This is a genomic window from Streptomyces longispororuber (genome assembly GCF_024448165.1).
Taxonomy (GTDB): Bacteria; Actinomycetota; Actinomycetes; order Streptomycetales; family Streptomycetaceae; genus Streptomyces; species Streptomyces longispororuber_A.
The window spans coordinates 1-11,873 of sequence record NZ_JAMOLN010000265.1; the positions used below are offsets into that span (position 1 = coordinate 1).

General features: G+C 71.9%; 12 protein-coding genes. 8 read left to right on the forward strand and 4 right to left on the reverse strand.

The genetic code is table 11. From position 1 onward, the window contains the following. A partial coding sequence (locus M4J07_RS42625; protein ID WP_255981676.1) for a sensor histidine kinase occupies positions 1–920 on the reverse strand: 920 nt, incomplete at its 3' end. Between the two features lie 124 nt (positions 921–1,044). Here M4J07_RS42625 and M4J07_RS42630 point away from each other — a divergent pair. The 5 genes from M4J07_RS42630 (at position 1,045) to cseC (ending at position 5,748) form a co-directional block, all read left to right on the forward strand. Further along, entirely contained in the window at positions 1,045–1,944 is a 900-nt protein-coding gene (locus M4J07_RS42630) for an A/G-specific adenine glycosylase (RefSeq protein WP_255981678.1), read from the forward strand. A gap of 173 nt (positions 1,945–2,117) precedes the next feature. Continuing rightward, positions 2,118–2,669, forward strand: coding sequence for a SigE family RNA polymerase sigma factor (locus M4J07_RS42635; protein ID WP_255981680.1), 552 nt, complete (start codon positions 2,118–2,120; stop codon positions 2,667–2,669). A gap of 29 nt (positions 2,670–2,698) precedes the next feature. Then, positions 2,699–3,346, forward strand: a complete 648-nt coding sequence (locus M4J07_RS42640; RefSeq protein WP_255981682.1) for a hypothetical protein — start codon at positions 2,699–2,701, stop codon at positions 3,344–3,346. Between the two features lie 53 nt (positions 3,347–3,399). Beyond that, a complete protein-coding gene (gene cseB / locus M4J07_RS42645; RefSeq protein ID WP_255981701.1) occupies positions 3,400–4,128 on the forward strand; it encodes a two-component system response regulator CseB in 729 nt (242 codons plus the stop codon). Positions 4,129–4,290: 162 nt separating this feature from the next. Further along, a complete protein-coding gene (cseC, locus tag M4J07_RS42650) occupies positions 4,291–5,748 on the forward strand; it encodes a two-component system sensor histidine kinase CseC (RefSeq protein ID WP_374215188.1) in 1,458 nt (485 codons plus the stop codon). A 75-nt stretch (positions 5,749–5,823) separates the two neighbouring features. Here the strand turns inward: cseC and M4J07_RS42655 are convergent, their stop codons facing one another. Further along, positions 5,824–6,402, reverse strand: a complete 579-nt coding sequence (locus M4J07_RS42655) for a TetR/AcrR family transcriptional regulator (protein WP_255981687.1) — start codon at positions 6,400–6,402, stop codon at positions 5,824–5,826. Positions 6,403–6,545: 143 nt separating this feature from the next. On the opposite strand from M4J07_RS42655, the gene M4J07_RS42660 reads away from it, so the two are divergent. Together M4J07_RS42660 and M4J07_RS42665 are read left to right on the forward strand one after the other, a co-directional pair. Beyond that, complete coding sequence (locus M4J07_RS42660; protein ID WP_255981689.1) at positions 6,546–7,289, forward strand: SDR family oxidoreductase; 744 nt, start codon at positions 6,546–6,548, stop codon at positions 7,287–7,289. A gap of 30 nt (positions 7,290–7,319) precedes the next feature. After that, positions 7,320–8,540: a low temperature requirement protein A gene (locus tag M4J07_RS42665; RefSeq protein WP_255981691.1), complete on the forward strand. Its 1,221-nt coding sequence runs from the start codon at positions 7,320–7,322 to the stop codon at positions 8,538–8,540. A 93-nt stretch (positions 8,541–8,633) separates the two neighbouring features. Here the strand turns inward: M4J07_RS42665 and M4J07_RS42670 are convergent, their stop codons facing one another. Beyond that, the gene (locus M4J07_RS42670) at positions 8,634–10,244 is read right to left on the reverse strand and encodes an MDR family MFS transporter (protein ID WP_255981693.1); all 1,611 of its coding nucleotides are present in this window, start codon (positions 10,242–10,244) and stop codon (positions 8,634–8,636) included. 128 nt (positions 10,245–10,372) lie between these two features. Between M4J07_RS42670 and M4J07_RS42675 the strand changes: the two genes are divergently transcribed. Continuing rightward, positions 10,373–10,960 carry a TetR/AcrR family transcriptional regulator gene (locus tag M4J07_RS42675; protein WP_255981695.1) on the forward strand — a complete coding sequence of 196 codons (588 nt, stop codon included), beginning with the start codon at positions 10,373–10,375 and terminating at the stop codon, positions 10,958–10,960. A 10-nt stretch (positions 10,961–10,970) separates the two neighbouring features. Here the strand turns inward: M4J07_RS42675 and M4J07_RS42680 are convergent, their stop codons facing one another. Beyond that, on the reverse strand, positions 10,971–11,645 hold the full coding sequence (locus tag M4J07_RS42680) for a M23 family metallopeptidase (RefSeq protein ID WP_255981698.1): 675 nt from the start codon (positions 11,643–11,645) through the stop codon (positions 10,971–10,973). Between the last annotated feature and the right edge of the window lie 228 nt (positions 11,646–11,873).

Consider the following 11,873-nt stretch of genomic DNA (forward strand, 5'->3'; position numbering starts at 1 on the left):
ACGGTGACGGGGGCGCCCGGCGCGTACTTGGCGGCGTTCGTGAGGGCTTCCTGGACGACGCGGTAGGCGGTGCGGTCGTCCGTCTCCGGGGCGCTGACCAGACGCACCGGGAGACCGGATCCGGCGGCCCGGTCGACGAGTTCGGCGACGGTCTCGCCGGGGGGTGCAAGTGGTGCCTGCTCGTCGTCGTCCTCGCGCAGCAGGCCGATGATGCCGTGCAGGCGGTCGGTGGCGTCGGAGGCGGCGGCGCGCAGTTCGGCGGCGGCCGTGCGGTGCTCGTCGGCGAGGCCGGGCGCGACCTGGAGGGCGCCCGCGCGCAGGGCGATGAGGCTGAGTTCGTGGCCCAGGGAGTCGTGCATGTCCTGCGCGATCCTGGCCCGCTCGCGCAGCCTGGCGCGGTCCGCGACGATACGGTGCTCGCGCTCCAACTGCTCGGCCCTGGCCCAGCCGGCGGCGGTCAGTTCCCGGCTCTGCCGCCAGTAGCGGCCGATGAGCCAGGGGAAGACGGCGCCGAACAGCAGCGTCCCCATGAGCACGAGCCATTCGGCGGCCGGGTCGACCTGCCGGACCGCGATCTTGGCGGTGCCGCCGGCGGCGAGCGCGGCGAAGGCGAGGAGGGAGGGGCGGGCGGCGGGTGAGCGCAGGCCCATCAGGTAGGCGAAGGCGGCGAGTGCGCAGCCGTAGGAGAGCGTGAACAGGGACGACGCGACGGCCAGGCCCGGCGCGGCCGCCAGCAGGAAGGCGGTGGCGGGCAGGCGGCGGTGCAGCGCGGTGGCGGCGCCGAGCGCGGCGATGCCGGCCAGCTGCTGCCAGGTGCTGTCGGGTTCGTGCAGGTGCAGCCACTCGACGGCGAGGACCGGCAGGGCGAGCACCGCCCAGAGCGCCAGGTCCGCCACGAGGGTTCCGCGTCGGGCTCTCACTCCGTCGACGGTACAAGTGCGGAGCCCGCGCGCACCGCTGTCGATCGTCAGGGGTGGTGCGCCCGCCGTGGCCACCGGGGGCTCCCCCGCCGAGGCCCCCGTCCGTGGCAGGATCGGAACCGCCATGACTGCGCCCACGAAGACCCCCACGCATCCCGATCTTCACGAACCCGTCATCGACTGGTTCACCGAGCACGCCCGCGACCTGCCCTGGCGGCGACCCGACGCAGGGCCGTGGGGCGTGATGGTCAGCGAGTTCATGCTCCAGCAGACCCCGGTGAACCGGGTGCTGCCCGTCTACGAGCAGTGGCTGGCCCGCTGGCCGCGCCCCGCCGACCTCGCCAAGGAGGCGCCCGGTGAGGCCGTGCGCGCCTGGGGGCGGCTCGGCTATCCGCGGCGTGCGCTGCGGCTGCACGGCGCGGCCGTCGCCATAACGGAGCGGCACGGCGGCGACGTCCCCACGGTCCACTCCCAGCTCCTCGCGCTGCCCGGCATCGGCGAGTACACGGCGGCCGCGGTCGCCTCGTTCGCGTACGGACAGCGGCACGCGGTCCTCGACACGAACGTGCGGCGGGTGTTCGCGCGCGCCGTGACGGGCGTGCAGTACCCGCCGAACGCGACCACCGCCGCCGAGCGGAAGCTGGCCCGCGCGCTGCTGCCCGAGGAGGACGAGGTGGCGGCCAAGTGGGCCGCCGCGTCGATGGAGTTGGGCGCGCTGGTGTGCACGGCGAAGAACGAGAGCTGCCACCGGTGTCCGATCGCCTCGATGTGCGCGTGGCAGCAGGCCGGGAAGCCCGCGCACGAGGGGCCCGCGCGGCGCGGGCAGACGTACGCCGGGACGGACCGTCAGGTACGGGGCAAGTTGCTGGCCGTGCTCCGGGAAGCGGTGAATCCGGTTCCGGGTGCCGTGCTCGACCGGGTGTGGGACGAGCCGGTGCAGCGCGCCCGCGCCCTGGACGGCCTGGTCAGCGACGGTCTGGTGGAGCCGCTCGCAGGCGGTCTGTACCGGCTCCCGATGAGCTGACCGGGGCCCGTATTTAGGTCGTCCTTAGGTTCGTTACACAACCGACGGACAGCCGTGCGTTCGTCGAAGGCTGGAACGGACAACGCCGTGACAACGCCTCCGTAGCTTCTTCCTCGTCACCGCACAGGACCGGTGCGGACGGGGAACAGGCAGGAATCGGGAGGCGGTTGATCATGGCGCACGGCGGTGAGGTGCTCGAGTTCGAGGAGTACGTCAGGACGCGACAGGACGCCCTGCTGCGCAGTGCCCGTCGTCTGGTGCCCGACCCCGTCGACGCCCAGGACCTGCTGCAGACCGCCCTCGTGCGGACGTACGGGCGGTGGGACGGCATAGCGGACAAGCGCCTCGCCGACGCCTATCTGCGCCGCGTCATGATCAACACCAGGACCGAGTGGTGGCGCGCCCGGAAGCTGGAAGAGGTGCCGACCGAGCAGCTGCCCGAGTCCTCGGTCGACGACTCGACCGAGCAGCACGCGGACCGCGCCCTGCTGATGGACGTCATGAAGGTGCTGGCGCCGAAGCAGCGCAGCGTCGTGGTGCTGCGACACTGGGAGCAGATGTCCACAGAGGAGACGGCCGCCGCCCTCGGAATGTCGGCCGGAACCGTGAAGAGCACGCTGCACCGGGCGCTCGCCCGGCTCCGCGAGGAGCTGGAGAGCCGTGACCGCGAAGAGCTGGTGTCCCGCGCGCTCGAACGTGAGGAGCGGGAGCGTTGCGCGGCCTAGGCATACGTGCCTCTCGGATCCGTAGGGCCTTGAGACTTCTGAAGGCGGGGAGTTCGGCGATCGCCGGGCTCGCCGCCCTCGGGCTTTTTGTCGGGGCTCTGGCGTCCTGCTCGGCGGGCGGCACCGGCGCCCGTGACGAGGGCCCCGCCCGGACCGACCCGGTCGGCTCCACCCAGCCGACCACCACGCCCAGCGAGTCGGCCCCGGCGGCCTCCGACTCCCCGACGACGGTGAACGCGGTCCGTCTGGTGAAGGCCGACCCGCAGGTCAGCACCGACATCAAGCGCGACCTGAAGCCCTGCGTGGCGAACGAGTACCCGGTCGACGTGAGCTACGGAAACCTGACGGGCGGCGCGTCGAACGACGTGGTGGTGAACGTGATGACCTGCGGCGACGCCGTCGGCATCGGCACGTACGTGTATCGCGACGAGGGCGGAAAGTACCAGAATGTCTTCCAGACGGAGGAGCCCCCGGTCTACGCGGAGATAGACCGGGGTGATCTGGTGGTCACCAAGCAGGTGTACGAGAAGGGTGACTCGGTCGCCTCTCCGTCGGGCGAGGAGGTCCTCACGTACCGCTGGAGCGGGGACCACTTCGCGCAGGAGAGCCGGATCCACAACGACTACAGCCACGCGGTGGACGGCGGGGCGTCCCCCGTCCCCACGGACGAGGGCTGAGACCGACCGAGCACGCACGAGTACCGAACGGAACGGGAGACCGCATGGCCGCCATGGGCGAGCGCAAGGGGGAGCAGACCCACGTCCTGTTCGTCGAGGACGACGACGTCATCCGCGAGGCCACGCAGCTCGCCCTGGAGCGCGACGGCTTCGTGGTCACCGCCATGCCGGACGGGCTGGCGGGCCTGGAGGCGTTCCGCGCCGACCGGCCGGACATCGCGCTGCTCGACGTCATGGTGCCGGGCCTGGACGGGGTCTCCCTGTGCCGCCGGATCCGCGACGAGTCCACGGTCCCGGTGATCATGCTGTCGGCGCGCGCGGACTCCATCGACGTCGTGCTGGGCCTGGAGGCCGGGGCCGACGACTACGTGACCAAGCCGTTCGACGGGGCGGTGCTCGTGGCCCGGATCCGCGCGGTGCTGCGCCGCTTCGGGCACGCGGGCGGCCCGTCGGCGGCCGGGGCGGGCGCGGCCGACGCTCCCGCCACGGAATCCGGCGCCGTCCTGCACTTCGGCGATCTGGAGATCGACACGGAGGGCATGGAGGTGCGCAAGGGCGGCGAGACGGTGGCCCTCACACCCACCGAGATGCGCCTCCTCCTGGAGTTCTCCTCGGCGCCCGGCACCGTCCTGTCCCGGGACAAGCTCCTGGAGCGGGTGTGGGACTACGGGTGGGGCGGCGACACCCGTGTCGTCGACGTCCACGTACAGCGGCTGCGTACGAAGATCGGCCAGGACCGCATCGAGACGGTCCGCGGCTTCGGCTACAAACTGAAGGCCTGAGCGGCCGATGGGGAAGCGGATATGAGGGGGACGGCGGACACCCCGCACCCACACGACCCGGCCGACGACGGCGGCGGGTCGAAGCACACGGCTGCCCGGCGGCCGGCCGGACCCGACCCGGCCAGGTCCCCCTGGCCCCGCGTCCTGTCACCGTCGACCGGCCTGCCGGGCCCGCCGGCCCCGCGCAAGGGCGACGGCACGGGCGGCACCGGCGGCCCAGGCGGCTCCGACGGCACGGACGGGGCCGCGGAGACCGGCGGGGGCGGGCTGCTGCGGCGGCGGCTGCCGCGCCGGCTGCGCACCGGACTGCGCACCGGCGTGCGCTGGAAGATCAGCGTGGCCATCGCGCTGGTCGGCGCGCTCGTCGCGGTCGCGCTCAGCCTCGTCGTGCACAACGCGGCCCGCGTCTCGATGCTGGACAACGCACGGGACGTCCAGGACGAGCGGATCCAGTTCGTCCAGCGCCAGTACGAGGCGCGGGGCGGCAATCTGCCCGTCGGCTTCAAGGTCAACGATCCGACGATGCCGCGCGAGCTGCGCGCCAAGGCGCTCGACGGCCGCCGCGCCACGTACGTCTCGGAGCCGGCCAACGGCGTGCCCGACATCTGGGCCGCGGTCCCGCTGAGCAACGGCGACCTGCTGTCGGTGCACACCCGTTTCACCGACCGCAGCGCCACCGTCATGAAGGACCTCGACCAGGCACTGATCATCGGGGCGATCTCGGTCGTCTTCGGCGGCAGCGCGCTCGGCGTGCTGATCGGCGGCCAGCTGTCCCGGCGGCTGCGCAAGGCGGCCAGCGCCGCCCGCGACGTCGCGCGAGGCCAGACCGAGGTCCGGGTGCGGGACGCGATCGGCGGCGTCGTGCGCGACGAGACCGACGATCTGGCGCAGGCCGTGGACGCGATGGCCGACGCCCTCAAGCAGCGTCTCGAGGCGGAGCGCCGGGTCACCGCGGACATCGCGCACGAGCTGCGCACTCCGGTCACCGGTCTGCTCACGGCGGCCGAGCTGCTCCCGGAGGGCCGGCCCAGCGAGCTGGTCAAGGACCGGGCGCAGGCGATGCGCACCCTCGTCGAGGACGTGCTCGAAGTGGCCCGGCTCGACAGCGCCGCGGAGCGCGCCGAGCTGCAGGACATCATGCTGGGCGAGTTCGTGAGCCGCCGCGTCGCGGCCCGCGCCGCGGACGGCGTCCGGGTCGACGTGGTGCACGAGTCGGAGGTGACCACCGACCCGCGCCGCCTGGAGCGCATCCTGTTCAACCTGCTGGCCAACGCGGCCAAGCACGCCAGACCGCCGATCGAGGTCAGCGTCGAGGGCCGGGTGATCCGGGTGCGCGACCACGGCCCCGGCTTCCCCGAGGAGCTCCTGGAGGAGGGCCCGAGCCGCTTCCGCACGGGCGCCGCCGACCGCGCGGGCCACGGCCACGGGCTCGGTCTGACGATCGCGGCGGGCCAGGCCCAGGTGCTCGGCGCCCGCCTCACGTTCCGGAACGTACGCCCGCCGGGCGGCGCCCCTGACACCCCCGCGGAGGGGGCGGTGGCGGTGCTGTGGCTGCCGGAGCACGCGCCGACCGCGACCGGCAGCTTCCCGATGCTGCGGCTGCCCGACACGAAGAAGTGACGGCGGCGAAGAAGTGACGGCGGCGGCCGGGGCGTTGCTCCCGGTCCGCGTCACGGGCGTGGCCCCCGGTCCGCGTCAGCCGCCCTGCCGTACGAGGGAGTCGGCCAGGCATACCGCTTCCTCCTCGCCCAGCGGGGCGTGCCCGAGCAGGAAGCGGTACCAGAAGACCCCGTAGACCTGGTCCACCATCAGGTCGAGGTCGCAGTCCGCGGCGAGTTCGCCGCGCTCCCGCCCCCGGGCAAGGACCTCGCGCAGCGCGGACCGCCGGGCACCGGTGAACTCCCGCATCAGTTCGGCGAGATGCGGGTCGCGGGCGGACTCCCGCACCAGCGTGCGCAGGGCGGGACCGACCGGTTCCGCCTGCGCGCCCGCGAACGTCGCCGCCACCACCGCGCGCAGATCCTCGCGCAGCGAACCGGAATCGCGCGCCGGCACGTCCTGCTCGGCCCGGCCCGTCAGCGCGTCGAGCAGTACCGCGCCCTTCGAGGGCCACCACCGGTACAGCGTCTGCTTGCCGACGCCCGCCTCCCGGGCGATCGCGTCCACGCCGACCGGCGCGCCGTCCGCCTCCGCGAGCAGCCGAAGGGCCGCGTCCAGGACGGCGCGGCGCGCTTCCTCATTGCGGCGGCGCCCTGTGTGGACCCGTTCGTTCATCCGTCCGCTCCTTGGGTCGATCTCTCGATGCTCATGACTCAGAGCCCCTTGACGAGACTATCGGTCTCGGCAACACTTACTTTATCGAGACCGACGGTCTCGTCAATAACTGAACCCCACGGGACACCGAGGACAGGGTCACCATGACTTCTGCAACACCCTCCACCACTCCCACCCACGCCGTCGTGATGGGCGGCAGCTCCGGCATCGGCGAGGCCACGGCCGCGCTCTTCGCCCGGGGCGGCGCCGAGGTCACGATCACCGGCCGCGACGAGAAGAAGCTGGCCGACGCGGCCGCCAGGATCGGCGGCAGCACCAGCACGCATCGCATGGACGCCACCGCGCAGGAGGACATCGACGCCTTCTTCGCCGCCACGGAGCCGATCGACCACCTCGTCGTCGCGGTGAGCGGCGCGGCCGGCTCCGGCGCGTTCGCCGACCTCGACCTGGCCGAGCTCGCCCACGGCTTCGACGCCAAGTTCTGGCCCCAACTGCGCATCCTGCAGGCGGCGTTGCCCCATCTGACCGAGCACGCGTCGATCACCCTCATCACCGCGGCCTCGGCCCGCGCCGCCTTCCCCGGCACCTCGGGCCTGGCCGCGATCAACGGCGCGCTGGAGGCCATGATCCCGCCGCTCGCCGTCGAGCTCGCGCCGCGCCGGATCAACGCCGTCTCCCCCGGCGTCATCGACACCCCCTGGTGGGACCGGGTACCGCCCGAGCAGCGCAAGCAGCTGTTCGCCGGGCTCGCGGCGACCACCCCGGTCGGCCGCGTCGGCGCCCCCGGGGAAGTGGCGGCGGCCATCAACTCCCTGGCCACGAACGGCTTCATCACCGGCGTGGTCCTGGACTGCACCGGCGGGGCGAACCTGCCGACGGGCCGCTGAACCGGCGGCGGCCGGGTTAGCCTCACGCCCATGACAGCACCGAGACCGGCCGAACAGCCGCCTGCCATACGGGAGTTGCCGCGCCGCGCCACCTGGTTCGAGCTCTTCTGCGACCTGGTGTTCGTGGCGGCGGTCGGACAGCTCACCCACCGTCTGGGCCACCATCCGAACGCCGCCACGACGGCGGCCGCCGCGGCACTCTTCGTACCGCTGTGGTGGACCTGGGTCCTGTACACGGTCCGCGCCAACCGAGCGGATCACGACCGCACCGTGCAGCGGCTGCTCACCACGGCCGGGCTCGCCGCGGTGGCCGGCCTGGCCGTCTTCCTCGGCCGGGTCGGCCACGACCAGGGGGCCGACACCGGCTTCGTCGTCTCGTACGTCGGCGCACGGGCCGGTGTCGCCGCGCTCTACGCCTGGGACCTGCGCAGCGAGCCCCGGCTGCGCCGCATCACGACGGCGTACGTGACGGGCTCCGCGGTCACCGCGACGGTCTGGCTCACGGCCACGTTCACCCTCGAAGGACCGGCCCGTTACATCACCTGGGGCGTCGCCATGACGGCGGAGCTGGCCCTGCCGCTGCTCGCCGGCCGGCGCCTGGCCGACAGTCCGGGCGACGCCGAGCACCTGCGCGAACGGTTCGGCCTGTTCACCATCATCGTGCTCGGCGAGTGCGTACTGGGGTTCACGAGCGGCCTGATCACGGCGCACCCGGCACCGGCCGCCGCGCTCACCGGGGCCGCCGCGTTCGCCCTCGCGGCGGGCCTGTGGTGGTCGTACTTCAGCGCCTCGGGCACCCGTCCCGGCGGCCACGAGGAACTCGCGGCGGGCGGCCGCCACCTGCACGTCTACGTCTTCGGCCACCTGCCGGTCCAGCTCGCCGTGGCGATCACCGCGGGCGCGGTCGGCGCGGCGGTGACCACGCGCGGGCCCCATCTGACCACCCCGCTCGCGGCCTGCGTCCTGGGCGGCACGGCCGTGTTCCTCGCGGCGACGGCCCTCATCAGGGCGAGCTTCACCGGCGTAGGGGAACGCGTGGTCCTGATCCGCCTCGCGACATCGGCGGCCACGCTGTGCGCGCTGCCCCTGGCGGCACGCCTCCCGGTGGCGGCGGGACTGGCGCTCCCGGCGGCGCTGCTGGCGCTGTCGGTGGCCGCGGAGACCCCGGCCCACAAGAAGCGCCTCGAAGGGGCGCGAGCCACCGCGGTGGACGCCGCACCCACCGACACCGCCGAGGCCCCCGTCTCCTAGGCGCACGGCACACAGCGCCTCCGGAGCACACGGCAAACGGCCCCCGGTGCACAAAGCACCGGGGGCCGTTCAGGCCGGGGGCAGCAGCTCCGCTCAGACGACGTCTGCCGTCGTCCCACTGCTCCGCGCGGCGTCCCCGGCCGCGCGCCCCTCGGCCGGCTCGCCGTCCTGCTTCGGCGCCTTGTCCGGTCCGGCGCCGCGCAGCGTGACCTCCTTGACGAAGACCGCCGCGATCAGTGCGCCGATCGCCACCACGGCGCCCAGCATGAAGGCCGAGTGCGTACCGGACGAGACGGCGAACTGGTAGGCCTCCTTCACCGGCACCGGCAGCTTCGCCAGGCTCGCCGCGTCCAGCTGCGCCGAGCTCTCGGTGACCTTGCCGCCCAGCGCGCCGGCCTTCTCGGCCATGACGTCCTGCACCTTGTTGTTGAACAGGGCGCCCATGATGGCGACGCCGAACGAGGAGCCGAGCGTACGGAACAGGGTGGTGGACGAGGACGCGACGCCCATGTCCTTCATCTCGACGCTGTTCTGCGCGACCAGCATCGTGATCTGCATCAGGCAGCCCATGCCGGCGCCGAGCACCGCCATGTACAGGCCGGAGGTGAAGCGCGAGGTCTCGGTGTCCATCTGCGCCAGCAGGAAGAGCCCGCCGATCATCAGGACGCTGCCGACGATCGGGAACACCTTGTACTTGCCGGTGTTCGTGGTCACCCGGCCGGCGATCAGCGAGACGACCATCATGGCGAGCAGCATCGGGAGCAGCAGCAGACCGGAGTTGGTCGCGGACGCGCCCTGCACGGACTGCTGGTAGAGCGGCAGGAAGAGCACCGCGCCGAACATCACGAAGCCGGTGATGAAGCCGATCACGGACATCAGCGTGAAGTTGGCGCTGCGGAAGATGTGCAGCGGCATGATCGGCTCGGCGGCCTTGGTCTGCGAGAACACGAACCCGACGAGCGCGGCGACGCCGATGCCGATGAGCTCCATGATCACGGCGGAGCCCCAGGCGTACTCGGACCCGCCCCAGGTGGTGACCAGGACGATCGAGGTGATGCCGACGGTGAGCAGGGCGGCGCCCAGGTAGTCGATCTTGCCGCTGGACCGCTTCTTCGGCAGGTGCAGCACGGCGGTGATCATCATGAGGGCGACGGCGCCGATGGGCAGGTTGATGTAGAACGCCCAGCGCCAGCCGAGGTGGTCGGTGATGGTGCCGCCGACCAGCGGTCCGCCGATCATGGCGAGGGCCATCACGCCGGCCATCATGCCCTGGTACTTGCCGCGCTCCCGGGGCGGGATCAGGTCACCGATGATGGCCATGACGCCGACCATCAGACCACCGGCACCGAGGCCCTGGACGGCCCGGAAGCCGATCAGCTGGCCCATGTCCTGGGCCATGCCGCTGAGCGCGGAACCGATCAGGAAGATCACGATGGAGGTCAGGAAGGCGCCCTTCCTGCCGTACATGTCGCCGACCTTGCCCCAGATCGGGGTGGAGGCCGCGGTGGCGAGCGTATAGGCGGTGACCACCCACGAGAGGTGCTCGAGACCGCCCAGTTCGCCGACGATGGTGGGCATCGCGGTGCCCACGATCATGTTGTCGAGCATCGCGAGCAGCATGGCGATCATCAGCGCCATCAACACGACCCGCACACTGCGTGGCTGCTTCACCTGCTCTTTGTCCTGTATCGCTGTCTGCGCCATGATCCCCACTCCCCCACGACCCGGATGAGATCCGGGACTTACTTGCCGCCCGGCTAGTTGCTTACAATGGGGACGGTAGAGCTCTAACTAGCCGGGCGTCAAGTAAGTTTTCTCCCAAGGGGCACGACATGGGCACGGGCATCAGCAAGCCGCAGCAACGGCGGGGGAACACCCGTCAGCGCATCCAGGACATTGCGCTCGAGCTCATCTCCGAACAGGGCTACGAGAAGACGTCGCTGCGGGAGATCTCGGAGCGCCTCGGCGTCACCAAGGCCGCGCTCTACTACCACTTCAAGACCAAGGAAGACATCGTCGTCAGCCTCTTCAGCGACCTGATGACGCCGATCGACGACCTGATCGCCTGGGCCAAGGAGCAGCCGCGGCCGATCTCCCTGGAGACCAAGCACGAGATCCTCGCCCGCTACAGCCTCGACCTCGCCAACGCCGCGCCGCTCTTCCGCTTCATGCAGGAGAACCAGGCCACGATGCGCGAGCTGAGCATCGGCGAGAACTTCAAGGACCGGATGAAGGACCTGCTCGACCAGCTGGTCCCCGAGGGCGTCTCGCTCACCGACCGGGTGCGCTGCTTCAGCGCGCTGTTCTCGATGCACGCCGGGATGTTCGTCCTCAAGGACGTCGAAGGCGACCCCGAGGAGAAGCGCAAGGCCATCCTCGAGGTCGCCACGGACCTGGTCACCCAGGCCCATCAGGGCTGAGCGCCGCAGGTCAGACGCGCACGCCCTGCTTGTTCAGGAACGCGACCGGGTTCACGGCGGAGCCGTAGTTCGGCGTCGTACGGATCTCGAAGTGCAGGTGCGGGCCGCTGGAGTTGCCGGTGTTGCCGGACAGCGCGATGTGCTGGCCCGTGGACACGGTCTGGCCGACGTGGACGTCGATCCGGGACAGGTGCGCGTACTGCGAGTACGTGCCGTTGGCGTGCTTGATCACGACGGCGTTGCCGTACGCGGGGCCGTCACCGGCGCCGTTCGGGCCGGTCTTGACGACGGTGCCGCCGTGCACGGCCTTGACGTTGGTGCCGATCGGCACGGCGAAGTCCTGGCCGGAGTGCTTGCCGGTGGACCACATGCTGCCGCCCTGCGCGTAGCCGGCGGACAGGGTGTAGCCGGAGACCGGGTCGATCCAGGAGGCGGCCTTCTTGGCGGCGGCCTGCTGGGCCTGCTTCGCCGTGGCGGCGGTCTTGGCGGCGGCCTTGGACTGGGCGGTGGCCTGGGCGGCGACGGAGGCGGCGGCCGAGTCCGGCAGCGCGGTCGCCTGGGTGTCGGCGGCGAACGCGGCCCCGGTGCCCAGTACGGCGGAGACTCCGAAACCGGCGGCCACGACGGCGGCACGCTTGCGGAGCATCGACGTACCGGAACGGTGGGACAGGGTGCGCTTCGACATGCGGGAGACCTCTTCGAGCTGGGGGACATTCGGGTCCTGACACCCGCCGGAACATGAGCGGACCCGGCGGGCACGAACGGACCCGGCACACGTCCTCGTGCTGCCGGGTCGGCCATCCCTTGGTAACCCCCACCCCGCCCCCCGCCCAAAAGCCCCATCTACTACGCAACCTCGTACCGCACCGCTCGCCCGAAGGACGCTTGACACCCCCGCCGCACCCTTCGCACG